The sequence below is a fragment of the Flavobacterium segetis genome, assembly GCF_900129575.1.
Classification (GTDB): domain Bacteria; phylum Bacteroidota; class Bacteroidia; order Flavobacteriales; family Flavobacteriaceae; genus Flavobacterium; species Flavobacterium segetis.
This window is the reverse complement of the sequence record NZ_FQWE01000010.1, coordinates 32,061-57,666: the sequence shown is the minus strand read 5'-3', so window position 1 is coordinate 57,666 and position 25,606 is coordinate 32,061. Positions and strand designations below refer to the sequence as shown.

18 protein-coding genes and 4 tRNA genes are annotated in these 25,606 nt (G+C 34.1%); 2 read left to right on the top strand and 20 right to left on the bottom strand.

Features of this window, described 5'->3' with window-relative positions; genetic code table 11:
- Positions 1 to 89: 89 nt before the first annotated feature.
- The 3 genes from BUA99_RS13060 to BUA99_RS13050 form a co-directional block, all read right to left on the bottom strand.
- Positions 90 to 2,861, bottom strand: a complete 2,772-nt coding sequence (locus BUA99_RS13060; protein ID WP_072993166.1) for a bifunctional aconitate hydratase 2/2-methylisocitrate dehydratase — start codon at positions 2,859 to 2,861, stop codon at positions 90 to 92.
- A 328-nt stretch (positions 2,862 to 3,189) separates the two neighbouring features.
- Positions 3,190 to 4,143, bottom strand: coding sequence for an AAA family ATPase (locus tag BUA99_RS13055; protein ID WP_072993163.1), 954 nt, complete (start codon positions 4,141 to 4,143; stop codon positions 3,190 to 3,192).
- Between the two features lie 113 nt (positions 4,144 to 4,256).
- Positions 4,257 to 5,666 carry a peptidylprolyl isomerase gene (locus tag BUA99_RS13050; RefSeq protein ID WP_072993160.1) on the bottom strand — a complete coding sequence of 470 codons (1,410 nt, stop codon included), beginning with the start codon at positions 5,664 to 5,666 and terminating at the stop codon, positions 4,257 to 4,259.
- 729 nt (positions 5,667 to 6,395) lie between these two features.
- Between BUA99_RS13050 and BUA99_RS13045 the strand changes: the two genes are divergently transcribed.
- On the top strand, positions 6,396 to 7,838 hold the full coding sequence (locus tag BUA99_RS13045) for an alpha-amylase (RefSeq protein ID WP_072993157.1): 1,443 nt from the start codon (positions 6,396 to 6,398) through the stop codon (positions 7,836 to 7,838).
- Positions 7,839 to 8,010: 172 nt separating this feature from the next.
- Positions 8,011 to 9,600 carry a peptide chain release factor 3 gene (locus BUA99_RS13040; protein WP_072993154.1) on the top strand — a complete coding sequence of 530 codons (1,590 nt, stop codon included), beginning with the start codon at positions 8,011 to 8,013 and terminating at the stop codon, positions 9,598 to 9,600.
- Positions 9,601 to 9,732: 132 nt separating this feature from the next.
- Here the strand turns inward: BUA99_RS13040 and BUA99_RS13035 are convergent, their stop codons facing one another.
- The 17 genes from BUA99_RS13035 to BUA99_RS12955 all read right to left on the bottom strand — a co-directional run bounded on the left by BUA99_RS13035 (position 9,733) and on the right by BUA99_RS12955 (position 25,554).
- A complete protein-coding gene (locus BUA99_RS13035; RefSeq protein ID WP_072993151.1) occupies positions 9,733 to 10,086 on the bottom strand; it encodes a hypothetical protein in 354 nt (117 codons plus the stop codon).
- A 241-nt stretch (positions 10,087 to 10,327) separates the two neighbouring features.
- Positions 10,328 to 10,633 carry a DUF3467 domain-containing protein gene (locus tag BUA99_RS13030; RefSeq protein WP_072993148.1) on the bottom strand — a complete coding sequence of 102 codons (306 nt, stop codon included), beginning with the start codon at positions 10,631 to 10,633 and terminating at the stop codon, positions 10,328 to 10,330.
- Between the two features lie 81 nt (positions 10,634 to 10,714).
- Positions 10,715 to 15,028 (bottom strand): DNA-directed RNA polymerase subunit beta', encoded by a 4,314-nt coding sequence (gene rpoC, locus BUA99_RS13025; protein WP_072993374.1) that lies wholly within the window; start codon positions 15,026 to 15,028, stop codon positions 10,715 to 10,717.
- 320 nt (positions 15,029 to 15,348) lie between these two features.
- Positions 15,349 to 19,161, bottom strand: a complete 3,813-nt coding sequence (gene rpoB / locus BUA99_RS13020; RefSeq protein WP_072993145.1) for a DNA-directed RNA polymerase subunit beta — start codon at positions 19,159 to 19,161, stop codon at positions 15,349 to 15,351.
- 273 nt (positions 19,162 to 19,434) lie between these two features.
- A complete protein-coding gene (gene rplL, locus BUA99_RS13015) occupies positions 19,435 to 19,803 on the bottom strand; it encodes a 50S ribosomal protein L7/L12 (protein WP_072993142.1) in 369 nt (122 codons plus the stop codon).
- An 87-nt stretch (positions 19,804 to 19,890) separates the two neighbouring features.
- Positions 19,891 to 20,403, bottom strand: a complete 513-nt coding sequence (rplJ, locus tag BUA99_RS13010) for a 50S ribosomal protein L10 (RefSeq protein WP_072993139.1) — start codon at positions 20,401 to 20,403, stop codon at positions 19,891 to 19,893.
- Between the two features lie 22 nt (positions 20,404 to 20,425).
- Positions 20,426 to 21,115, bottom strand: a complete 690-nt coding sequence (rplA, locus tag BUA99_RS13005) for a 50S ribosomal protein L1 (RefSeq protein ID WP_072993136.1) — start codon at positions 21,113 to 21,115, stop codon at positions 20,426 to 20,428.
- Positions 21,116 to 21,128: 13 nt separating this feature from the next.
- Positions 21,129 to 21,566, bottom strand: coding sequence for a 50S ribosomal protein L11 (rplK, locus tag BUA99_RS13000; RefSeq protein ID WP_072993133.1), 438 nt, complete (start codon positions 21,564 to 21,566; stop codon positions 21,129 to 21,131).
- A 68-nt stretch (positions 21,567 to 21,634) separates the two neighbouring features.
- A complete protein-coding gene (gene nusG / locus BUA99_RS12995; RefSeq protein WP_072993130.1) occupies positions 21,635 to 22,186 on the bottom strand; it encodes a transcription termination/antitermination protein NusG in 552 nt (183 codons plus the stop codon).
- Positions 22,187 to 22,196: 10 nt separating this feature from the next.
- Positions 22,197 to 22,394, bottom strand: coding sequence for a preprotein translocase subunit SecE (gene secE / locus BUA99_RS12990; protein WP_072993127.1), 198 nt, complete (start codon positions 22,392 to 22,394; stop codon positions 22,197 to 22,199).
- Positions 22,395 to 22,410: 16 nt separating this feature from the next.
- Positions 22,411 to 22,481, bottom strand: a tRNA-Trp gene (locus BUA99_RS12985).
- Between the two features lie 57 nt (positions 22,482 to 22,538).
- Positions 22,539 to 23,726 carry an elongation factor Tu gene (gene tuf / locus BUA99_RS12980; RefSeq protein WP_072993125.1) on the bottom strand — a complete coding sequence of 396 codons (1,188 nt, stop codon included), beginning with the start codon at positions 23,724 to 23,726 and terminating at the stop codon, positions 22,539 to 22,541.
- Positions 23,727 to 23,779: 53 nt separating this feature from the next.
- A tRNA-Thr gene (locus BUA99_RS12975) sits at positions 23,780 to 23,851 on the bottom strand.
- A 163-nt stretch (positions 23,852 to 24,014) separates the two neighbouring features.
- Positions 24,015 to 24,095: transfer RNA gene (locus BUA99_RS12970), tRNA-Tyr, on the bottom strand.
- A gap of 61 nt (positions 24,096 to 24,156) precedes the next feature.
- Positions 24,157 to 24,230, bottom strand: a tRNA-Thr gene (locus BUA99_RS12965).
- A gap of 91 nt (positions 24,231 to 24,321) precedes the next feature.
- Positions 24,322 to 24,624, bottom strand: a complete 303-nt coding sequence (gene hpf / locus BUA99_RS12960; RefSeq protein ID WP_072993122.1) for a ribosome hibernation-promoting factor, HPF/YfiA family — start codon at positions 24,622 to 24,624, stop codon at positions 24,322 to 24,324.
- A 33-nt stretch (positions 24,625 to 24,657) separates the two neighbouring features.
- A complete protein-coding gene (locus tag BUA99_RS12955) occupies positions 24,658 to 25,554 on the bottom strand; it encodes a tyrosine-type recombinase/integrase (protein WP_072993119.1) in 897 nt (298 codons plus the stop codon).
- Positions 25,555 to 25,606 lie beyond the last annotated feature (52 nt).

Genomic DNA, 25,606 nt, shown 5'->3' with positions numbered 1-25,606 from the left:
ACACAAGGTACAAAAAATCGAATAATTACTAATAAAAAAGCCTGAGTAAATTACTCAGGCTTTCAATTTACGTGTATTTAACCGTACGATTATTTTACTAACAATTTGTGAGAAGGTGCAAATTGAGTAAGATTAATTCCTTTTACCGCAGCTTTATATTCTTCAATAGTAGGTGTTCTTCCTAAAATTGTAGATAGTACAACGACAGGCGTTGATGAAAGTAAAGACTCTCCTTTTTTACCTTCCGTATCTTCAACAACTCTTCCTTGGAAAAGACGTGTAGAAGTGGCCATTACTGTATCCCCTTTTGCTGCTTTTTCCTGATTACCCATACATAAATTACAGCCAGGACGTTCTAGATATAGAATATTTTCATAACCAGTGCGGGCTACTGATTTTGGATCATTATCGTCAAATTCAAAGCCAGAATATTTTTGTAAAACTTCCCAATCTCCTTCGGCTTTTAATTCATCAACAATGTTGTAAGTCGGTGGTGCTACTACAAGCGGCGCTTTAAACTCAACTTTGCCATATTGCGCATCTATATTTTTTAACATTTGAGAAAGAATTTTTAAATCTCCTTTATGTACCATGCAAGAACCAACAAAACCAAGATCTACTTTTTTAACACCACCATAAAATGACAATGGTCTGATTGTATCATGTGTATATCGTTTTGAGACATCACTATTATTAACGTCAGGATCAGCAATCATAGGTTCTGCAATGACATCAAGATCAATAACCACCTCTGCATAGTACTTAGCATTTGCATCCGGAGTTAAAGCTGGTTTCGCACCTGATCTGATTTCATCGATTCTGTGATTCGCTCTATTTATAAGTCCTTGTAGCACTTGTTTGTGATTATCCATGCCCTTATTAATCATAATCTGGATTCTTCCTTTAGCTATCTCTAAAGACTCAATTAAAGTGTCATCTTCAGAAATACAAATAGAAGCTTTTGCTTTCATTTCTGCAGTCCAATCTGTAAAAGTAAAAGCCTGATCTGCATTCAGTGTTCCTATATGAACTTCGATTATTCGGCCTTGAAAAACATTTTCTCCACCAAATTGTTTCAACATCTGAGATTGAGTGGCATGAACCACATCACGGAAATCCATATATGTTTTCATCTCTCCTTTGAAAGTAACTTTTACTGATTCTGGAATTGGCATTGAAGCCTCACCTGTAGCAAGTGCAAGAGCAACAGTCCCTGAGTCTGCGCCAAAAGCAACACCTTTAGACATTCTTGTATGCGAGTCACCACCAATAATAATAGCCCACTCATCGATAGTAATATCATTAAGCACTTTGTGAATCACATCCGTCATTGCGTGGTAAACCCCTTTTGGGTCACGTGCAGTTATCAACCCGAAATCGTTCATAAATTTCATTAATCTCGGAATATTTGCTTTGGATTTATTATCCCAAACTGATGCTGTATGACAACCAGATTGATATGCACCATCAACTATTGGCGAAATCACAGTTGCTGCCATCGACTCTAATTCCTGAGAAGTCATTAATCCAGTGGTATCTTGTGATCCTACAATGTTAACGGTAACACGAACATCAGAACCAGCATGTAAAATCTTACCAGGCGTAGTTCCAACTGCATTTTTATTAAATATTTTTTCAACTGCTGTTAAGCCTTGTCCATCGATTGAAACCTCTTTTGACGGAGCAAAAACGGGAATGGTATCAATTCCTAGAGTTTTAGATGCAAAAGTTTGAAGTTTTTTACCAAAAACAATTGCGTAAGAACCACCAGCTTTGATGAACTCCATTTTCTGAGGAGTGAGAGCCTTCGAAATATCAATTAATTCTTTGTTATCCTTATAAAGCTTTTTTGTCCTTGTATTTATTGTTAAAACTGTACCTGTTGCAACAGAATAAACTTCTTCTAGAAAAGGATCTCCATTTTCATTACGAATAGCATCACCATTTTTATCCAATTTTTTAACCCAGTTTTTAAGATCAAGTCCAATTCCGCCTGTAACATCCACAGTAGTAAGAAAAATAGGAGAAATACCATTAGTTCCCGCAACAATCGGAGCGATATTGATAAATGGCACGTACGGACTTGCTTTTTTTCCTGTCCAAAGTGCTACATTATTCACACCTGACATTCTGGATGAGCCTACACCCATAGTTCCTTTTTCAGCAATTAACATTACAGTTTTATCAGGATGCTCTGCTGCTAAAGCTTGGATTTTTTCTTGAGCTTCTGAAGAAATCAAACATTTTCCGTGAAGTTCTCGATCAGATCGCGAATGCGCTTGGTTTCCTGGCGATAATAAATCAGTAGAAATATCGCCTTCACCAGCTACAAAAGTAACTATCTTAATTTCCTCTATAACCTGAGGAAGCTTAGTAAAAAACTCTGCCTTAGCATAGCTTTCTAGGATTTCCTCTGCAATTTCATTACCACTCTTATATGCTGCTTCTAAACGATTGGTATCAGCATCATAAAGAAAAACCTGTGTTTTAAGAACTTCCGAAGCTTGTTTTGCAATTATACTATCATTACCTAAAGCTAAATCGAGTAACACCTCAATAGAACGCCCACCTTTCATGTGTGATAGTAATTCAAAAGCAAAAGTTTTTGTGATTTCTTCCACAACAGCTTTAGCGGTTATGATTTCTTTCAAAAATTTAGCTTTAATAGCAGCAGCTCCAGTAGTTCCTGGCACCGTGTGATAAATAAAGAATCGTAGCGAATCTTGTCTATTTTCATTCTCTAAATCTTTTATCTGGGCAATGATTTCGCTTAATAACTCAGCACCATCAATCGGCTTTGGGTGAAGACCCTGAATTTTTCTTTCTTCGATTTCCTTAAGATAATCGTTATAAATGTTCATCATAGAAGTATTTTCAATGTTAATGACGGTTTGTTTTTTTATTCTGCAAAATAGAAAACAAAATAGCTTTCTATTTTTTGCGTCGCAAAACTAGCGAATTAGCGCGGTATTAAAAAGAATTTAATTAATGTAGTTGTAAAAAAGATTCTAATCATCAGTAACTAATTTGCAAGCCCAAATTTATAAAATCATCAAAATTTTAATATCATTTAGAATATTTAATAATTTAAATTTAGTTTTTCAGAAAAAAATGAAATTTAATCATTTGGAAAAAAAATATAAAACGATTTTTAATTTCATTCATTTACAAGAACAGAATTCGAAAGTATTAAAGTAACTTAGTAATAATCATTTCCTCAGTAATTCCCTCTGCATCTGCTTTGTAATTTTTAATGATTCGATGACGTAAAATTCCAATTGCAACAGCTTTTACATCCTCAATATCTGGAGAAAATTTCCCATTAAAAGCTGCATTAGCTTTAGCTGCTAATATTAAATTTTGAGAAGCTCTTGGTCCTGCACCCCAGTCTAGATAATTTTTAATAAATTCATTAGACAACGGATTATCGGGTCGCGTTTTGCTGACTAGAGTAACCGCATACTCAATGACATTATCCGCTATAGGAATTCGACGAATTAAATGTTGGAAATCGATAATCTCTTGTGCGGTAAATAATGGATTTGTAGTAGATTTTATGTCAGATGTGGTACGTTTTACCACAAGTACCTCTTCCTCAAAGGACGGATATTCTAATTTTATGGCAAACATAAATCGATCTAACTGCGCTTCCGGTAAAGGATACGTCCCTTCTTGCTCAATAGGGTTTTGCGTAGCTAAAACAAAATAAGGTAAATCTAACTTGTAATTTTCGCCGGCAATAGTAACGGATCGCTCTTGCATAGCTTCAAGTAAAGCGGCCTGGGTTTTTGGAGGTGTCCTATTTATTTCGTCTGCTAAAACTATATTAGAAAATATAGGTCCTTTAATAAATTTAAAATTTCGACTTTCATCTAGAATTTCACTTCCAAGAATATCCGAAGGCATTAAATCTGGCGTGAATTGAATTCTTTTAAAATCTAATCCAAGTGCTTTAGCGAGCGTATTCACTAATAATGTTTTAGCCAATCCTGGAACACCTACTAACAAAGCATGACCACCTGAAAATATACAGAGTACAATTTGATCAACTACTGCATCTTGTCCAACAATGACTTTTGCGATTTCGTTTTTTAGCTCAAGCCGCTTCTGAACTAGATTTTGTATTGCTGCTACGTCTGACATTTATGATGGATTTAAAATTAAAAAGAGCTAGAATTATGAAATCATAAAACTAACTCTTTATACTTATTTAAAAAATATTTTTACCACTATTCTATTCTTCTAATAAAAAAAAACTACTTTTTTAACCAGTTGTTTGTAAAATCGCAATCTCTATATTCACCAATAATTTTAATATAAGTTTCCTTAATTTTCTCGTCAAACCACTTACCTATTGCAGTAATACGTTTGCTTTTTAAAGCTAGATCTTTGATTTTAATATAATCCTTTCCATAATCAGCTGTGTGCTCATCGATTCTATTGGTAACAGTAACTAATTTGAATTTCTTCTTTCCTTCTTCTGTTTGTTCTAATATTGGATCAGAGATTTCATTGGTTTTTAAATTAGATACCTGACCGTAAAATTTAGGATCCATTTTAGTTAACTCAAAGCGTGTATCTTGAGTTTGTGGGTTGATTAACGCTCCGCCATTAGCTCTTGTTTCCTTTTCATCTGATAACGATCTTGCCGCTTCCGCAAAAGTCAATTCTTTATCTTCAATTCTCTTTCTAATTAAATTAATCTTTTCTTTGGCTTCATTTAACGACTCCTCAGTAACTGTAGGAGATAATAATATATGTCGTAACTCAACTTCTTGGCCTTTAATTTTCTCTATATAAATAATATGAAAACCAAAGGTTGTTTCAAAAGGTGCTGATATCTCTCCTTCAGCCAAACTAAAAGCGACATCTTTAAACTCTTTTACGAAAGGAGTTTTACGATTCATTTTATAAAAACCACCGTTTGCTCGCGAACCTGGATCTTGTGAATACAAAACTGCTTTTGTTGAAAAACTAGAACCGTCTTCTATTTCTTTCTTAAAACCATTTAGTCGATCAATAACTTTTTGCTTATCAGCCTCTGAAACTTTTGGCTCAACTACAATTTGAGCAACTTCTAATTCAACACCAAAAGTTGGCAAATCAGTTTTAGGAATAGTTTTGAAATAATTACGAACTTCTTCTGGAGTAATTTCAACCGCGTCAACAATCTTTTTTTGCATTTCCGAGGTTAACTTGCCTTCCTTTAATATGTCAGAAAAGTAAGTTCTAAACTCTTCCTCAGTATCTTTTTTGTAATATTGAATTACTTTTTCCATCGAACCTATTTGGTCAATCATATATCCTAAACGTTCTTCCATCATCCCCTTTACTTCTGAATCAGTTACAACAATGCTATCTTGAATAGCCTGATGCGCATACAATTTATCTTCTAAAAGTTTTCCTAGCATTTGACATCTAGTGATATCCTTTACCGAACCACCTTGAGCAGATATTTCAAGAAACGACTTGTCTATATCAGAATCTAGAATAATAAAATCTCCAACAGTAGCAATTACGCCATCAATTTTTAATTTTCCGAAAGTTTGTTTTTTAACAATGGGAGCTATAACTGAATCTTTAATAATTTCTTGAGCACTTGTTATAAAACTTGTAAAAATCAAAAGAAAAAAGGTAAGCGCAATTCTATTATTACTGAATTTCATTAGTAAGTTATTTATTGATAATATTTCTTTAATCAAGTGCTTTGAAAAAACTTTTTTGAGTTTAATTGTATTAAACGTTATTTTTCGTTTTTAATTTTGCAAATATACAATTTTCAAAATCAAAAATAATGGAGAACATTCTTTGATTATAGTGCTATTTTAAAATTTGTTGCAAACAAAAATAGTAATTCAATTACATTATACAACTTTACTCTTTACTATTAACAAAAAATTATTAACGCTCTTATAGAGTCTATTATTCAATTTATAATATCTTATCAAAACCAGACGCTAATGGTCAAGAATTAAATCCTTAATTATTAAATCCCAATTTTAGTACTCTTTAAGTCGCTTCTATTTTGACAAGTCACTAATTTTTATCTTTTTAGTATTCAAATGGATGTAGTTTAGTATCATGACAAGCCTATAAAGCAAAAAGCACATCGGTTTTCTTGCGCTATATTTCTGGTAATAAGCATCATGTTTTAAAAGTTGTAAACACTACAACGTTTTCGTCTAAGATTAAAAAAAGTATACTCAGGATCACCCCAAAATTTATCTAAATTAGCTAAATCAGCAATTTATTAGCAACAAATTAATCATAAAACTAAATTTATAATAACTAATATGCTCATTTTTTGCTCTTAGCAAATAGCCCTCCTACTCAAAATTATTTTTTGATATCGATTTTTTTACCAAATCTATTACTTAACCAAATTTATTCTAATTATGAAAAATCAAAATTTTAAAAAGTATCTATTATCAGCTTTATTAGTTGGACTGTATTCATGCAATTCGACTGACGATTTAACCGCTGATTCAGTTGTGGCAGCTACCCAGTTTAAAGTTATTAATGTAACAAATCATGATGGAAAACCATTTAGCACGGGGAAATCAGCCAATTCTACAAATGGAAGATACGCAACAAATCCAGGCGGCGGAGTGATGATGCAAGCTTTTTATTGGGATGTTCCTGCGGGTGGAAATTGGTGGAATATTATAAAAGGTAAAATAACTGCTTGGTCAAATGCGGGAATAGGTTCAATTTGGCTTCCTCCAGTATCAAAGGCACAGAACGGACCTTTCTCAATGGGATATGATCCAACGGATTATTTTGATTTTGGAAATTTTAATCAAAATGGAACTGTTGAAACTAGATTTGGTTCTCGCACGGAACTCGAAAGCCTGATAACAAAAGTACACTCTGAGAATATGCAAGTTTATGCTGATATGGTTTTAAATCATAATAGCGGTGGTCAACTGGAAAATAATCCATTTACAGGAACGCAAACTTATACCAACTTTACAAACGTGGCTTCAGGAAAGTTCAAAAGAACTAGTGCTGATTTTTATAAAAACGCCTATGGAAATAATGATGAAGGCGCTTTTGGCGGTTTCCCTGATTTAGCGCATGTAGTCCCAAATGTTCAAGATTGGCTTTGGAAAAGAGCAGATGGAGTGGGAAAATATTATAAAAACACAATGAAATTTGATGGATGGAGATTTGACTACGTTAAAGGTTTTGCCCCATGGGTAATTAATGATTGGAATGCAAACGTGGGCGGTTTCTCCGTTGGTGAGTTATGGGATTCTAATGTAAACATATTGAACGATTGGGCAAATGCTGCCAACAGTTCGGTTTTTGATTTTGCATGTTATTACAAAATGAACGATGCGTTTGACGGAAATAATCTAAATGTTCTAAATGACGATATGATGTGGAAAAGAAATCCATATAAAGCAGTCACATTCGTATCCAATCATGACACTGATGAAATTTCGAAAAAGGAATTGGCTTATGCTTATATTTTAACGCATGAAGGGTATCCAACAATTTTTTATAGAGATTATGAAGAATGGTTGAATAAAACGAAATTAGATAATCTAATTTGGATTCACAATAATAAAGGAACAGGAACAACTTCTATTTTATATACAGATAATGATGAATACATCGCTAGACGAAATGGTTATAATGGAAATCCTGGATTAGTGGTTTATATAAATAATTCTTCAACATGGCAAGAAAGATGGATACAAACGAATTGGATAAATGCTAATATTAAAGATTTTACTGGTAACTCCTCATGGACTCCAACGACGCAAAGCGATAAATGGGTTAAAATTCAGTGTCCTCCAAATGGATATTCCATTTGGTCCGTCAATATGTAAATTACTACTTTAAATCGGCTGTCTGAAAAGACAGCCTTTATTTTAAAATCTTTCTCGATTACAATTAAGCTGATATGATTTAATTGTAAATCATATTTGGTCTAATTTAGACCTGACAATATTTTTTAATTGGCGTTTATAAATAGTACTTTTACAAACTATTTAAACATATATGAGCTTTTTAGAAGAAATACAACGCAGAAGAACTTTCGGGATTATTTCACATCCTGATGCCGGGAAAACCACATTAACAGAAAAATTACTTCTTTTTGGAGGTGCGATTCAAGAGGCTGGAGCTGTAAAAAACAATAAAATAAAAAAAGGAGCAACTAGTGACTTTATGGAAATTGAGAGACAGAGAGGTATTTCTGTTTCGACTTCTGTTTTAGCGTTTAACTATAGAGATAAAAAAATAAATATTCTAGATACTCCAGGACATAAGGACTTTGCTGAGGATACTTTTAGAACTTTGACTGCCGTTGACAGTGTTATTGTAGTAATTGATGTTGCGAAAGGTGTAGAAGAGCAAACAGAAAAATTAGTTGCTGTTTGTAGAATGAGAAAAATTCCTATCATTGTTTTTATTAATAAATTAGATAGAGAAGGAAAAGATGCCTTTGATTTAATGGACGAAGTAGAACAAAAATTAGGGTTAAGAGTCACACCTTTGAGTTTTCCAATAGGAATGGGCTATGATTTTCAGGGAATATATAATTTATGGGAACAAAATATCAATATTTTTAGTGGAGATAGTAGAAAAAATATTGAAGAGACAATCGCTTTTTCTGATGTTAAAAATCCAGAATTAGAAAAGATAATAGGTCAAAAGCCTGCTGACACCTTACGAAGCGAACTAGAATTAATAGATGAAGTATATCCAAAATTTGATCGTCAAGAATACTTAGACGGCAAATTGCAACCTGTATTTTTTGGTTCAGCTTTAAATAATTTTGGTGTTCGCGAATTATTAGATTGCTTCGTACAAATTGCTCCGTCTCCTCGTCCTAAAGATTCAGAGACAAGATTAGTTGATCCTAAAGAGGAGAAAATGACCGGATTTGTTTTTAAAATACACGCTAATATGGATCCTAAACATAGAGACCGACTAGCATTTATAAAAATAGTTTCAGGAACTTTCGAAAGAAATAAACCTTATTACCATGTTCGTCAAAAAAAGAATTTAAAATTTTCGAGTCCTAATGCTTTTTTTGCAGAAAAAAAAGAAATAGTAGACATTTCCTATCCCGGAGATATTGTTGGTTTACATGATACGGGGAATTTCAAAATTGGTGATACGCTAACTGAAGGAGAAATAATGAGTTTCAAAGGAATTCCGAGTTTTTCTCCAGAACATTTCAGATATATAAATAATGCTGATCCAATGAAAGCAAAACAGCTCGATAAGGGTGTTGACCAGTTGATGGACGAAGGTGTTGCGCAGTTATTTACGCTTGAAATGAATAATAGAAAAATTATAGGCACAGTAGGTGCACTTCAGTATGAAGTTATTCAGTATCGTCTTGAGCACGAATACGGCGCAAAATGTACCTATGAAAATTTTCCAGTTCATAAAGCTTGCTGGGTAAAACCAAATGATCCAAAAAGTGATGAGTTTAAAGAATTTAGACGTATCAAACAGAAATTCCTAGCACATGACAAGTACGGTCAACTTGTATTTTTAGCAGATTCGGATTTTACAATTCAAATGACTCAAAACAAATATCCAAATGTGAAGTTATTTTTTACTTCTGAGTTCGAGTAAGCAAAAGTTCGCTGCTTTTATGTAAAAGCAGCGTATTATAAACTTATATCTTACAATGATAATTTGAACTTACAAAACATAAAAAAAACGCTAATTATTTTAATTAGCGTTTTTTTATATATTTCAGATTGATTACGCAATCATACTATCCAAGTTTATTGCTTTTTTCAAAAAAGCTTTAATTAACAAGCGATTTGGCGCTGTTCCTGACATTATCACTTGTTTTTTTGTATTTGTGCTATCAGATGAAATATTGCTATTAGCATTTTGTTTGGATCCCATAAACCACATTACAAAATTCATACTAGCTGATGAAGAATTAACCGAAACATTATCACTTTTTAGTTCAGTTTTTACCTCGATTTCAGCAGTTAAATTTTTACTAGTTTGTGCAACCGCAGCTGAATTTGATGCTACAATAAAAACAAAAAGTAGAATTCCTTTTACAAGATTTTTATAATTTGTTTTTAAAAAAATATATTTCATAGAGGTTGTATTTGTAATCGATACAATTTGTATCACGGATCGATTGCAAAAGTATATGAACTACATTAAGCACTAAAATTTTTCCGATTAACAACCAGTAAAGCCGTTTATCTCATTGTTTTTACTCAAAATAAACATTTAAAACCAAAATTAAAATAGTATGGCACTATTATGAAAAAAAAAATTATTAGAAGTATCTAATAAAAAAGGCTTTCACCGCAGTGAAAGCCTTTTAAAAGTATTATGCTTGTCCCGCGGGACCAAAATTAAGCGGAATTGGAACTTGCTCAGTATCTTTGATTTCACCATGAGCAATTTCAAAACGATGAATATTTTCACCAATTGCTTTTAACAATCTCTTAGCATGCTGAGGAGTTAAAACAATTCTCGATTTAACCTTTGCTTTTGGAATTCCTGGCATGATGCTGACGAAATCCAAAACAAATTCTGATGATGAATGATTAATAATAGCTAAGTTGGAATAAATTCCTTCCGCTGTTTTCTCATCCAATTCAATATTTATTTGCTCTTGTTGTTGATCTTTCATATTTTTAGTCTTTTAGTGGTTAGTCCATTAATCCTTAGTAATAACTTTGACGCTAAACACTAAGGATTAAACACTAAAACCTTAATAAATATATTCTTCTTTACTAGCCATCATGTCATTGTAATCCTCTTTTGAGCCTACAATTGTATGGTCATATTCTCTCATACCTGTTCCAGCAGGGATTCTATGTCCAACAATAACATTTTCTTTCAATCCTTCTAAATAGTCGATTTTACCCGCAACTGCAGCTTCATTCAACACTTTAGTAGTTTCTTGGAACGATGCTGCAGAAATAAATGATTTCGTTTGCAATGATGCTCTTGTAATACCTTGTAAAACTGGTGTCGCAGTAGCAGTAACTACATCACGAGCAACAACAAGATTTTTATCAGTTCGTTTCAATAAAGAGTTTTCGTCACGTAACTCACGGGGCGTTATAATTTGTCCTTCTTTCAATGCACTTGAATCTCCAGCATCTTCAACTACTTTCATACCATATAATTTATCATTTTGAACGATAAAATCTTTAGTGTGAATTAATTGATCTTCTAAAAATAAAGTATCACCTGGATCTTGAACTCTTACCTTACGCATCATTTGACGTATTACTACTTCAAAGTGTTTGTCATTAATTTTAACCCCTTGTAAACGGTATACTTCTTGAATTTCATTTACTAAATACTGCTGAACAGCGGCTGGACCTTGAATTCTCAAAATATCATCTGGAGTTATTGCGCCATCAGATAATGGAACACCTGCTCTTACAAAGTCATTTTCTTGAACAAGAATTTGGCTTGATAATTTAACCAGATATTTTCTAATATCTCCAAATTTAGATTCGATCACAACCTCACGGTTACCTCTTTTAATTTTTCCAAAAGAAACAACGCCATCGATTTCAGAAACAACAGCTGGATTAGAAGGATTACGAGCTTCTAACAACTCTGTAATTCTAGGAAGACCTCCCGTAATATCTCCTGATTTAGAAGAACGACGAGGGATTTTTACCAATACTTTACCTGCTTTAATTTTCTCACCATTATCAACCATTAAGTGGGCTCCAACTGGTAGGTTATAAGAACGAATTAATTCTCCATCTTTACCGTAAACTAATAAAGTTGGAATTAATTTACTAGCTCTAGATTCAGAAATTACTTTTTCTTGGAAACCAGTTTGCTCATCTATTTCAACCATAAACGATTGACCTTGCTCTAAGTCTTCGTAAGCAATTTTACCAGTAAATTCAGAAACGATAACTCCGTTATATGGATCCCATTTACAGATTGTGTCACCTTTTGTAACTGACTGACCATCTTTTACAAAAATACTTGAACCGTAAGGAATATTATGTGTGTTTAATAAAATACCTGTTTTCTCATCAACTAATTTTAATTCAGTGGAACGAGATACAACAATATCAACAGAATTACCTTCGCTATCTTCACCTTTAACTGTTTTTAAATCTTCGATTTCAAGTTTTCCGCTAAATTTAACTACAATACTAGATTCTTCAGAAATTCCTCCGGCAACCCCACCAACGTGGAAAGTACGCAATGTTAACTGTGTTCCAGGCTCTCCGATAGATTGTGCTGCAATTACACCAACTGCCTCACCTCTTTGAGTCATTTTACCAGTAGCTAAATTTCTACCGTAACACTTAGCACAAATTCCTTTTGGAGCTTCGCAAACAAGAGGAGAACGAACTTCCACTTTCTCAATTGGAGAAGCTTCAATAAGTTTCATTATTGCCTCTGTAATTTGATGTCCTGATTCAACTAGAATTTCGTTAGTTAATGGATTTATCAAATCTTGCAATGCAACACGACCAAGAATTCTTTCTCCCAATGTTTCAACTATTTCCTCATTTTTCTTCAATGCTGAAACTTCTACGCCTCTAAGCGTTCCACAATCTTCAATATTTACAATTACATCTTGTGATACATCGTGCAGTCTTCTTGTTAAGTATCCTGCATCAGCAGTTTTCAACGCCGTATCCGCAAGACCTTTACGTGCACCGTGAGTAGAAATAAAGTACTCAAGAATAGACAGACCTTCTTTAAAGTTAGAAAGAATTGGATTTTCAATAATTTCACCACCACCAGCAGTAGATTTTTTTGGCTTAGCCATCAAACCACGCATACCGGTTAATTGACGAATCTGCTCTTTGGAACCCCTAGCTCCAGAATCAAGCATCATGTAAACAGAGTTAAAACCTTGTTGGTCTTCTCTAATGTTTTTCATTGCTAACTCTGTTAACTGAGCATTTGCTGAAGTCCAAACATCAATAACTTGGTTGTAACGTTCGTTATTTGTAATTAGACCCATGTTATAATTAGCAGAAATACCCTGAACTTGTTCTCTGGCATCTGCAATTAATTTTGGTTTTTGTTCTGGAATTCTAATGTCTCCAAGAGAGAATGATAAACCACCTTTGAAGGCAAATTTATAACCCATGTCTTTCATGTTATCCAAGAAAGCTGCCGTTGTAGGCACATCAGTAGAACTTAATACGTGACCAATAATGTCTCTAAGGTTTTTCTTAGTCAATACATCATTGATATATCCAGCTGCTTCAGGTACCACTTCATTAAATAATACACGTCCAGCAGTTGTTTGGATAATTTTGTATACTAATTCTCCCGCTTCATTAAAATCTTTTGCTCTAATTTTTACAGAAGCATTCAATTCTAATCTTCCTTCATTTAAAGCTATATTTACTTCTTCAGCAGAATAAAATGTAATTCCTTCTCCTAAAATTTTAAGTTCTGGAGTAGACAAACGTTCTTTGGTCATATAATATAGACCCAAAACCATATCTTGAGAAGGTACTGTAATTGGAGCACCATTTGCAGGATTCAGAATATTATGAGAACCCAACATTAATAGTTGTGCTTCCAAAATAGCTTCTGGTCCTAATGGTAAGTGAACTGCCATTTGATCCCCATCAAAATCCGCATTAAATGCAGTACAAACTAAAGGGTGCAACTGGATTGCTTTTCCTTCAATTAATTTTGGTTGGAATGCTTGAATACCTAATCTGTGCAAAGTAGGAGCACGGTTTAGTAATATTGGGTGACCTTTAATTACATTTTCAAGGATATCCCAAACTACTGGCTCTTTTTTATCAATTATTTTTTTAGCTGATTTTACAGTTTTTACAATACCCCTTTCTATCAATTTACGGATAACAAAAGGCTTGTATAACTCTGCTGCCATATCTTTAGGGATACCACACTCAGATAATTTTAATTCAGGTCCAACAACAATTACCGAACGGGCAGAATAATCCACACGTTTTCCAAGTAAGTTTTGACGGAAACGTCCTTGCTTACCTTTAAGGGAATCTGATAATGATTTTAATGGTCTATTTGATTCTGTTTTAACGGCAGATGCTTTACGAGTATTATCAAAAAGTGAATCTACCGATTCCTGCAACATACGTTTCTCATTTCTTAAGATAACTTCTGGAGCTTTAATCTCCATTAATCTCTTCAAACGGTTATTACGTATAATTACACGGCGGTATAAGTCATTTAAATCTGAAGTTGCAAAACGACCTCCATCAAGTGGCACAAGCGGACGTAATTCTGGTGGAATAACTGGAACTACTTTCATAATCATCCATTCTGGACGATTCTCACGGTTCAAGTTAGACTCACGGAAAGATTCAACTACTTGTAATCTTTTTAAAGCTTCTGTTTTACGTTGTTTAGATGTTTCATTATTTGCATTATGTCTCAATTGGTATGACAACTGATCTAAATCAATTCTAGCCAATAAGTCCATAATACACTCCGCTCCCATTTTGGCAACAAATTTATTCGGATCAAAATCATCCAAATACTGGTTGTCTGCAGGAAGAGTATCAAGAATGTTCAAATATTCTTCTTCTGTAAGGAAGTCCAATCTTTGTACTGATTCCCCTTCTGCATTTTTAGCAATACCCGCTTGAATTACTACGTATCTTTCGTAGTAAATGATCATATCTAATTTCTTAGATGGAAGACCAAGGATATATCCAATTTTGTTTGGAAGAGAACGGAAATACCAGATGTGAGCAATTGGCACAACTAGATTGATGTGTCCTACTCTATCTCTACGTACTTTTTTCTCCGTAACTTCAACACCACAACGGTCACAAATGATCCCTTTGTAGCGTATTCTTTTATATTTTCCACATGCACATTCAAAATCTTTCACTGGACCGAAAATTCGCTCACAAAAAAGACCATCACGCTCTGGTTTGTGCGTTCTATAGTTGATAGTTTCAGGCTTTAAAACCTCTCCTCTTGACTCTTTCAATATAGATTCTGGCGAAGCTAAACCTATCGAAATTTTGTTGAATCTTTTAACAGGATTCTTGTCTTTATTATTGTTATTTCTATTATTGATCATAGTTTTTACTATTGATTTATTTGCAATTAAAAATTGATTTTTATTATAGTCAAAAGTTTGAAATTCGAAAATCAAAAGTCACGAAAGACTTTTAAAACTTTATAAAATTAAACTTTAAGACTATTAAAACACCTCGAGTTACTTCTCTAAACTTCAAACTAATTTTGAAGCGCTAGTTATAAAAACTTATTTCTATAAAAAATCGGAACGGTTTACGGGTATAAATCTCGAAAACTAATTAAAACAAGTTTTCAGTGTTCAGTAATTAGTGTGCAGTTTGAAACTGAATAATAATTAACGAAACACTGAAAACTAAAAATTTATTCTTCTAAACGAATATCAAGTCCTAGACCTTTCAATTCATGCATTAATACATTGAATGATTCTGGTAATCCTGGTTCCGGCATTGATTCCCCTTTTACGATTGCCTCGTAAGTTTTGGCTCTACCAATAACATCATCAGATTTAACTGTTAAGATTTCACGTAAAGTACTTGACGCTCCATAAGCCTCAAGTGCCCAAACTTCCATCTCTCCAAAACGTTGTCCACCAAATTGTGCTTTACCACCTAAAGGCTGTTGTGTGATTAAAGAGTACGGCCCGATAGAACGTGCGTGCATCTTGTCATCAACCATGTGACCTAGTTTCAACATATAGATAACCCCAACTGTTGCTGCTTGATTAAAACGCTCTCCAGTTCCACCATCATATAAATAAGTATGTCCAAAACGTGGGATTCCAGCTTCATCCGTCAACTCGTTGATTTGATCTAAAGTTGCTCCATCAAAAATTGGAGTAGCAAATTTTCTACCCAAGTTTTGTCCAGCCCAACCTAATACCGTTTCATAAATTTGACCAATGTTCATACGTGAAGGAACTCCTAATGGGTTCAATACAATATCAACTGGCGTTCCGTCTTCAAGGAAAGGCATATCTTCATGACGAACGATACGAGCAACAATACCTTTGTTACCGTGACGTCCTGCCATTTTATCCCCAACTTTTAACTTACGTTTTTTGGCAATATAAACTTTAGCCAATTTCAAAATTCCAGCTGGTAATTCATCCCCAACAGTAATTGTGAATTTTTCTCTACGCAAAGCCCCTTGTAAATCGTTCAATTTAATTTTATAGTTATGAATTAAATCATTAACCATTTTATTAGTTGCATCATCAGCAACCCATTGACCTTTACTTAAGTGAGCAAAATCTTCAACTGCATAAAGCATTTTCTGAGTATATTTTTTACCTTTTGGTAAAACTTCTTCACCCAAATCATTCATTACTCCTTGAGATGTTTTTCCGTTTACAATCAAGAACAATTTCTCTACTAATTTGTCTTTTAATTCAACAAATTTCGTTTCAAACTCCATTTCTAAAGCGCCTAAAGCATCTTTATCTTGTGTACGTTTACGTTTATCTTTAACCGCTCTTGCGAACAATTTTTTATCTAAAACAACACCATGTAAAGAAGGAGAAGCTTTTAATGAAGCATCTTTTACATCACCTGCTTTATCCCCAAAGATTGCGCGAAGCAATTTCTCTTCAGGTGTAGGATCTGATTCTCCTTTTGGAGTAATTTTTCCGATAAGAATGTCGCCAGGTTTAACCTCGGCTCCAATTCTAATCATACCATTTTCATCTAAATCTTTAGTAGCTTCTTCAGAAACGTTCGGTATATCGTTCGTTAATTCTTCGTTACCTAATTTAGTATCTCTCACTTCTAATGAATAATCATCAACGTGAATAGAAGTAAAGATATCATCACGAACTACTTTCTCAGAAATTACAATTGCATCCTCAAAGTTGTATCCTTTCCATGGCATAAACGCCACTTTTAAGTTACGACCTAAAGCCAATTCACCATTCTGAGTCGCATATCCTTCTGATAATACTTGACCAAGAATCACTCTATCCCCTTTTCTTACGATCGGTTTAAGGTTAATACTTGTTCCTTGATTGGTTTTTCTAAATTTAATTAGATTGTATGTTTTCTCATCAGATTCAAAACTAACCATTCTTTCTTCCTCAGTACGGTCATATTTGATAGTAATGATATTAGCATCAACATATTCAATAACTCCATCTCCTTCAGCATTGATCAATACTCTAGAATCAGAAGCAACTTGACGCTCTAAACCAGTTCCAACAATAGGAGCTTCAGGACGAATTAATGGTACGGCCTGACGCATCATGTTAGATCCCATTAACGCTCTATTCGCATCATCATGTTCCAAGAACGGAATTAATGAAGCTGAAATAGAAGCAATTTGGTTAGGCGCTACATCCGTATAATCAACTCTTGTAGGCTCAATTACAGGAAAATCACCTTCTTGACGTGCAATTACGTCTTCAGAAGTAATTTTTCCAGTAGCATCCATTTGGATATTTGCCTGAGCAATCATCATTCCTTCTTCTTCTTCTGCGCTTAAGTAAACTGGAGTAGAAACTAAATCTACAACTCCATTAGTTACTTTACGGTACGGTGTTTCAATGAAACCCATTCCGTTTACTTTAGCATAAACACCTAGAGAGGAGATCAAACCAATGTTTGGACCCTCTGGAGTTTCAATTGGACATAAACGTCCATAATGCGTGTAGTGAACGTCACGTACCTCAAATCCAGCTCTCTCTCTCGAAAGTCCACCTGGTCCTAGTGCAGATAATCTTCTCTTATGTGTAATCTCAGCAAGTGGATTTGTTTGATCCATGAACTGTGACAACTGGTTTGTACCAAAGAAAGAGTTGATAACTGATGATAATGTTTTAGCATTAATCAAATCAATTGGTGTAAACACCTCGTTATCTCTAACGTTCATTCTCTCCCGAATAGTTCTAGCCATACGCGCTAAACCAACACCGAATTGTTGAGACAATTGTTCACCAACTGTTCTCACACGACGGTTTGATAAGTGATCGATATCATCAATCTCTGCTTTAGAGTTGATCAATTCGATCAAATATTTCACGATAGTTATGATATCTTCTTTGGTCAAGACTTGCTTTTCCATTGGAGTATCTAACCCTAATTTTTTATTTATTCTGTAACGACCAACTTCACCTAAGTTATAACGTTGATCAGAAAAGAATAATTTATCTATGATACCACGAGCAGTTTCTTCATCAGGCGGTTCTGCGTTACGCAATTGCCTGTAGATATGCTCAACAGCTTCTTTTTCAGAGTTTGTTGGATCTTTTTGTAACGTATTATGAATGATGGCATAATCACCTTGATTAGCATCTTCTTTATGTAACAAAATAGATTTAACATTAGAATCAATGATTTCTTCTACATTATCTTTGTCGATAATTGTATCTCTATCAAGGATTATTTCGTTACGTTCAATAGAAACTACCTCACCTGTATCTTCATCTACGAAATCTTCATGCCATGTATTTAATACACGAGCAGCTAATTTTCTACCGATATATTTTTTAAGACCTGTTTTAGATACTTTAATTTCTTCAGCTAGATCAAAGATTTCAAGGATATCCTTGTCTCTTTCAAAACCGATTGCACGGAATAAAGTAGTTACAGGTAGTTTTTTCTTTCTATCAATATAAGCATACATTACGCTGTTTATATCTGTAGAAAATTCTATCCAAGAACCTTTAAAAGGAATTACCCTAGCAGAATACAATTTTGTTCCATTTGCGTGGAATGATTGACCAAAGAAAACACCTGGAGATCTATGTAATTGCGAAACAACTACACGTTCAGCACCATTGATAACAAAAGTACCACTAGGCGTCATGTAAGGAATTGTACCAAGATATACATCTTGAACAATCGTTTCAAAATCCTCATGCTCTGGATCTGTGCAATATAGTTTTAACCTAGCCTTTAAAGGAACACTATAAGTAAGTCCTCGTTCTATACATTCTTGAATTGTGTAACGAGGTGGATCTACAAAATAGTCAAGGAATTCCAATACAAAGTTGTTTCTTGTATCTGTAATTGGGAAATTTTCCATGAAGGTATTGTAAAGCCCTTCGTCGCCTCTTTCGTCAGATTTAGTTTCTAATTGAAAAAAATCTTTAAACGATTTAACCTGAACATCTAGAAAATCTGGATATTGAGGAATATTTTTTGTTGAGGCAAAATTTAATCTTTCAGTCTGATTTGTAATCATCAATGGAGAAATTTTGATTAAAAAAAGTAGTTTTTGTGCAAAACACTGTCTAATTTATAAAACAATCTATACTTTTTTTTTATAGTCAATACATCTTTAAAAATAGTTTAAGAGCAACTCTTTATCCATTTTCTTTCATCGTATTGATTTAAAAACCTTTTTGTATCTGTGCTATTTTATAATAAAACTTAATATAATTTTATTATACGAAAAATGGTTTAAGCCTTAAATATACATTTAAGACCTAAACCTAATTCTCAAAGTAGAAGTTAACTATTTAAGTTCAACCTCAGCTCCTGCTTCTTCTAAAGATTTTTTAAGCCCTTCAGCCTCTTCTTTAGTTACACCTTCTTTTACGTTACTTGGTGCGCTATCAACTACATCTTTAGCTTCTTTCAAACCTAAACCTGTAAGTTCTTTTACCAATTTAACTACAGCTAATTTAGAAGCACCTGCCGCTTTTAATACTACTGTAAATTCTGTTTGAACGTCTTCAGCAGCAGCTTCGCCACCACCTGAAACTACTACAGCTGCAGCAGCTGGTTCGATTCCGTACTCATCTTTTAATATTGTCGCTAATTCGTTAACTTCTTTTACTGTAAGGTTAACCAATTGTTCTGCGAATTGTTTCAAATCTGCCATTTTTTTATCGTTTTAAAATGATTTGTAAAAATATAATTAATTTATTGTGCGCTTTTTTAAATTAAATTAGAGTGACCTCTATTTTAATTATGCTTCCGCTTCTTCTGGAGCCTGTTCGCTTTTAGCGAATTGGTTTTGAAGAGCAGAAATTACTCTTTGAGCTGGTGACTGAAGCAATCCAATGATTTCTCCAATAAGCTCTTCTTTAGATTTAATTGTCGCTAATGCATCTAATTGATCATCACCAATGTAAACCTCAGAATTAATATAAGCTCCTTTTAAAACAGGTTTGTCTGATTTTTTACGGAAGTCTTTAATTATTTTTCCTGGTCCATTCGCAACGTCTGAAATGAATATTGCGCTGTTACCACTTAATACAGTTGGTAAATCACCATAATCATTAGCAGATGCTTCCATTGCTTTTGCAAGCAAAGTGTTTTTAACAACCTCTAATTTTATACCTGCTTTATAACAAGCTCTTCTTAGGTTTGAAGTAGTCTCTGCATTAAGTCCAGAAATATCAGATACATAAATAATATTTGTACCAGCTAACTGTGCAGTTAAATCTTCAATCGCAATTGATTTTTCTTCTCTAGTCATACTAAAAATTTTTAACTACCAATTATACTGCTTTAGGATCCAATGCAATTGCTGGACTCATCGTGCTAGTTAGGTAAATACTTTTAATGTAAGTTCCTTTAGCCGCAGTTGGTTTAAGTTTGATTAATGTTTGAATAATTTCGTGAGCATTGTCAATAATTTGTTCAGCTCCAAAAGAAACTTTCCCAATTCCCGCATGCACAATACCAGTTTTGTCAACTTTAAAGTCGATTTTACCAGCTTTAACTTCTTGAACAGCTTTTGCAACATCCATTGTTACAGTACCTGTTTTAGGGTTAGGCATTAAACCTCTAGGTCCTAATATACGACCTAATGGACCTAATTTACCCATAACAGAAGGCATAGTGATGATAACATCAACATCTGTCCAACCGTCTTTGATCTTTTGTAAATACTCATCAAGACCAACAAAGTCTGCGCCAGCTGCCAAAGCTTCCGCCTCTTTATCTGGAGTAACTAATGCAAGTACTTTTACGTCTTTACCAGTTCCGTGAGGTAAAGTAACTACACCTCTTACCATTTGATTCGCTTTTCTTGGATCTACACCCAAACGCACCGCGATATCAACAGACTCATCAAATTTTGCAGAAGCAATTACCTTTATCAATGCAGCAGCATCTTTAAGAGAATATAATTTGTTCTTTTCAATTTTTGAAGCAGCCTCTTTTTGCTTTTTTGTCAATTTTGCCATGTCTTTCTCTTAATTAAAAAGGAGCGTCTCCTGATACAGTTATACCCATAGATCTAGCTGTTCCAGCGATCATGCTCATAGCAGATTCGATTGTGAATGCATTTAGATCTACCATTTTATCTTCAGCAATTGCTTTGATAACATCCCAAGTAACGCTAGCTACTTTTTTACGATTTGGCTCACCAGATCCGGACTTTAGCTTTGTAGCTTCCATTAATTGGACAGCAGCTGGAGGAGTTTTTACGACAAAATCAAATGATTTGTCTTTATACACAGTAATTTGTACTGGGCAAATTTTGCCGGCTTTATCCTGAGTTCTAGCATTAAATTGCTTACAGAACTCCATGATGTTCACACCAGCAGCTCCTAAAGCAGGTCCAACCGGTGGCGACGGGTTCGCAGCACCTCCCTTAACTTGTAGTTTAACTACCTTACTAATTTCTTTAGCCATTTTTTAAAAAATTTAACACTGCAATCATTGGAAGCGATAGCAATGGATATTATAGTTGTAACAAAAAATTATACTTTTTCAACTTGCATGAAACTCAATTCCAATGGTGTTTTTCTTCCGAAAATTTTAACCATAACTTCCAGTTTACGCTTTTCATCATTAATTTTTTCAACAGTTCCATTGAAACCATTAAAAGGACCATCAACAACCTTAATGGTTTCCCCAATGTTGAAGGGAATAGCACGAGTATCAGTATTTACAGCCAACTCATCTACTTTACCAAGCATTCTATTTACTTCTGATATTCTTAAGGGAACGGGCTCACCACCTTTAATTTCTCCTAAGAAACCAATAACACTTGTTATGGATTTAATAATATGAGGTATTTCTCCAACAAGATTTGCCTCAATCATTACATAACCAGGGAAATAAACTTTGTCTTTGATTATTTTTTTTCCTTCTTTGACGGTAACGACTTTTTCAGTAGGAACTAAAACCTGCGAAACATAATCAGTCATCTCTAATCTTGCGATCTCGGTTTCGATATATGCTTTAACTTTATTTTCTTGTCCACTTACCGCTCTAACGACGTACCATTTTTTAATATTATTATCTGCCATAACAAAAAATTTAAGCTTTTATCCAGTTAAAAAATCCAGCTAAAGCTTTTGCAAAAATTTCATCAACTCCCCAAGTTGCCAAGGCGAATAATATAGAAAATACGGCAACAACAATCGTAAGACGTTGCACCTCAGGCCATTCTGGCCAAGTTACATTTGACTTTAATTCCTCAAATGCTTCCGATATATAATTTACAACTTTTGTCATTGTGATTTGTTTTTTGCACGGGCGGAGGGATTCGAACCCCCATCAACGGTTTTGGAGACCGCTATTCTACCCTTGAACTACGCCCGTAATTAAAGCTAGTTATCGTTCAGTAACGAAGATAACTAGCTTATATTTTTAGGAAAATTATCCTACAATTTCAGTTACTTGACCAGCACCTACTGTTCTACCACCTTCACGGATCGCAAAACGTAAACCAACGCTCATTGCGATTGGGCTTAACAAAGCTACATTGATAGTTAAGTTGTCTCCTGGCATGACCATCTCAACACCTTCTGGTAAAGTAATAACTCCTGTTACATCAGTTGTACGTACGTAAAACTGAGGACGGTAATTATTATGAAATGGTGTGTGACGACCACCTTCTTCTTTTTTCAAGATATAAACCTCAGCTTTGAAAGTAGCGTGTGGTTTTACTGAACCTGGCTTAATGATAACCATTCCTCTTTTGATAGACTCTTTATCAACACCTCTTAACAATAAACCTACGTTATCTCCTGCTTCACCTCTGTCAAGAATTTTACGGAACATCTCAACTCCTGTAATAGTAGAAGTTAATTTCTCAGCTCCCATACCAATAATTTCAACAGCATCTCCTGTATTAGCAATACCTGTTTCGATACGACCTGTAGCAACAGTTCCACGACCAGTAATTGTAAATACATCTTCTACCGGCATCAAGAAAGGCTTAGCAGTATCACGTATTGGCTCTTCAATCCACATATCAACGGCAGCCATCAATTCAATGATTTTTGGTACCCAAACTGGATCACTATTTAATCCTCCAAGAGCTGACCCTTGAATTACTGGACAATTATCTCCATCATATTCATAAAAAGACAATAAGTCTCTAATTTCCATTTCAACAAGTTCCAACAATTCCTCGTCATCAACCATATCCACTTTATTCATGAACACAACCATTCTAGGAATACCAACCTGACGACCTAAAAGGATGTGCTCACGTGTTTGTGGCATTGGTCCATCAGTTGCAGCTACTACAAGAATAGCACCATCCATTTGTGCAGCACCAGTAACCATGTTTTTTACGTAATCCGCGTGACCTGGACAGTCAACGTGAGCGTAATGACGATTAGCTGTTTCATACTCAACGTGCGATGTATTAATTGTAATACCTCTTTCTTTTTCTTCAGGAGCATTATCAATTTGATCAAATGATTTTGCCTGACAGTAACCAGCATCAGATAATACTTTAGTTATCGCTGCAGTTAATGTAGTTTTTCCGTGATCCACGTGCCCAATTGTACCAATGTTTAAGTGGGGCTTGTTACGGTTAAAGGTTTCTTTTGCCATTTTACTTAATTTTTAATCTTGTTATATATTAATTTTTATTACCTACTTATTTGAGCCAACTACGGGAATTGAACCCGTGACCTCTTCCTTACCAAGGAAGCACTCTACCTCTGAGCTAAGTCGGCAGAGAATGGTATTGTGATTCACTGTTCAACTTTACATATTGAAACCTTTTCACACAATTTTTTTGGATTAACTTCCTTGAGGTCGTTGCTCCTACACCGAAGTTTTCGATGTTTAAACTTTTAATACAAATTTACGCTCACATAAATTCTTTCAAAAAGTTTGTGGGGAGAGCAGGATTCGAACCTGCGAAGTTTACACAGCAGATTTACAGTCTGCCCTCGTTGGCCGCTTGAGTATCTCCCCATTCCTTTTAATTCCCTTCCAATAAGTCAAAACAAATACCAAATTGTATTTTCTTTTCTTGAGCCGGCGGAGGGACTCGAACCCACGACCTGCTGATTACAAATCAGCTGCTCTAGCCAACTGAGCTACGCTGGCAATTTCAATAAAAAAAGTCCGCTATTTCTAACGGACTGCAAATGTAGAGATTTTATCTCTCAATCAAAACATTTTTTAAAAATAATTTATATTAAATATGTGAACTAATTTTTTCCTTCCTTTTAACTAACAATCGTTCTAAAGATTCACAAGCAACTTCAATTGACTCTTCAAAAGTTTTGCACTGTTTTTTGACTACAAATTCATCTCCAGGAACACTAATTTTTACCTCCGCTATCTTATTCTCTTTCTCACTTATATTTTCAACTTTTAAGAATACATCTGCAGAGACGACTTTGTCGTAATATTTTTCAAGTTTATCCAACCTTTCTTGAACAAAATCTACTAATTTCTTGTCAACTGTAAAGTTAACTGCATGAACACTTACCTTCATAATTCTTAATTTAAATTATTAATCGTTTTATAGTCATTTTTTACCTCTTGGATGCGCATCTTTATAAATATTCTTTAACTCTGATAAACTACTGTGTGTGTAGATTTGCGTTGACGCTAAACTAGAATGCCCTAATAATTCTTTTACAGAATTTAAATCCGCTCCATTATTTAAAAGATGTGTTGCAAAGGTATGTCGTAAAATATGGGGACTTTTTTTTACCTTGACTGACACAGTACTAAAGTAACTATTTATTAATCGATAAACAAAAGATTCATTTAATTTAACGCCTTTTTTTGTCAAGAAGAAATAGTCTTGGTCCACGATAATGTCTAGGGACGCTCTCTCTTGTAAATACTGAGAGAATTGGGTCCTAATAATTGGTAAAACGGGAATTATACGCTCTTCATTTCGTTTTCCGATTACTTTAATCGTTGCATTTGATAAATTTGCATTTATTATTTTTAAACCTAGCAATTCCGCTCTTCGAATACCTGTGGTGTATAGTAAGTCAATTATCAACTTATTTCTAGTTTCTTCAAAGCCAATAGGATGATTAATTTGATGCAGAACAGCATTAACTTCTTTTTCAGAAAATGGAATTTGGATAATTTTAGAAGTTTTGAGAGCCTTATGCTTTAGTAAAGGATTGATTTTTATTTGTTTCGTTTTGAGTAAGAATCTATAATACGCTTTCAGCGAAGCCATCTTTCTATTTACTGAAACTGTAGACATTGAATCATCAATTAACGAGACAATCCAAGTTCTTATTTGATTGTAATTAACTTGATCAAAATTTTGCTGGTCAAAATTAATTTTAAAAAATTGTTCAAATGAATAAAGGTCTTCACAATAAGCCTTTATTGTATGAGGAGAGTAATTTTTTTCGAATTGAAGATAATCTCGAAATGCGTTTTGTTTTGTAGCCATAAAAAAACCGTTAGCATCAAAGTTATAATTTTTTGATGACTAACGGTTTTTT

Coding starts and splice junctions, on each gene's coding strand:
- BUA99_RS13060 (WP_072993166.1), bottom strand. CDS start 2,861: ATGAACATTTATAACGATTATCTTAAGGAAATCGAAGAAAGAAAAATT.
- BUA99_RS13055 (WP_072993163.1), bottom strand. CDS start 4,143: ATGTCAGACGTAGCAGCAATACAAAATCTAGTTCAGAAGCGGCTTGAG.
- BUA99_RS13050 (WP_072993160.1), bottom strand. CDS start 5,666: ATGAAATTCAGTAATAATAGAATTGCGCTTACCTTTTTTCTTTTGATT.
- BUA99_RS13045 (WP_072993157.1), top strand. CDS start 6,396: ATGAAAAATCAAAATTTTAAAAAGTATCTATTATCAGCTTTATTAGTT.
- BUA99_RS13040 (WP_072993154.1), top strand. CDS start 8,011: ATGAGCTTTTTAGAAGAAATACAACGCAGAAGAACTTTCGGGATTATT.
- BUA99_RS13035 (WP_072993151.1), bottom strand. CDS start 10,086: ATGAAATATATTTTTTTAAAAACAAATTATAAAAATCTTGTAAAAGGA.
- BUA99_RS13030 (WP_072993148.1), bottom strand. CDS start 10,633: ATGAAAGATCAACAACAAGAGCAAATAAATATTGAATTGGATGAGAAA.
- rpoC (WP_072993374.1), bottom strand. CDS start 15,028: ATGATCAATAATAGAAATAACAATAATAAAGACAAGAATCCTGTTAAA.
- rpoB (WP_072993145.1), bottom strand. CDS start 19,161: ATGATTACAAATCAGACTGAAAGATTAAATTTTGCCTCAACAAAAAAT.
- rplL (WP_072993142.1), bottom strand. CDS start 19,803: ATGGCAGATTTGAAACAATTCGCAGAACAATTGGTTAACCTTACAGTA.
- rplJ (WP_072993139.1), bottom strand. CDS start 20,403: ATGACTAGAGAAGAAAAATCAATTGCGATTGAAGATTTAACTGCACAG.
- rplA (WP_072993136.1), bottom strand. CDS start 21,115: ATGGCAAAATTGACAAAAAAGCAAAAAGAGGCTGCTTCAAAAATTGAA.
- rplK (WP_072993133.1), bottom strand. CDS start 21,566: ATGGCTAAAGAAATTAGTAAGGTAGTTAAACTACAAGTTAAGGGAGGT.
- nusG (WP_072993130.1), bottom strand. CDS start 22,186: ATGGCAGATAATAATATTAAAAAATGGTACGTCGTTAGAGCGGTAAGT.
- secE (WP_072993127.1), bottom strand. CDS start 22,394: ATGACAAAAGTTGTAAATTATATATCGGAAGCATTTGAGGAATTAAAG.
- tuf (WP_072993125.1), bottom strand. CDS start 23,726: ATGGCAAAAGAAACCTTTAACCGTAACAAGCCCCACTTAAACATTGGT.
- hpf (WP_072993122.1), bottom strand. CDS start 24,624: ATGAAGGTAAGTGTTCATGCAGTTAACTTTACAGTTGACAAGAAATTA.
- BUA99_RS12955 (WP_072993119.1), bottom strand. CDS start 25,554: ATGGCTACAAAACAAAACGCATTTCGAGATTATCTTCAATTCGAAAAA.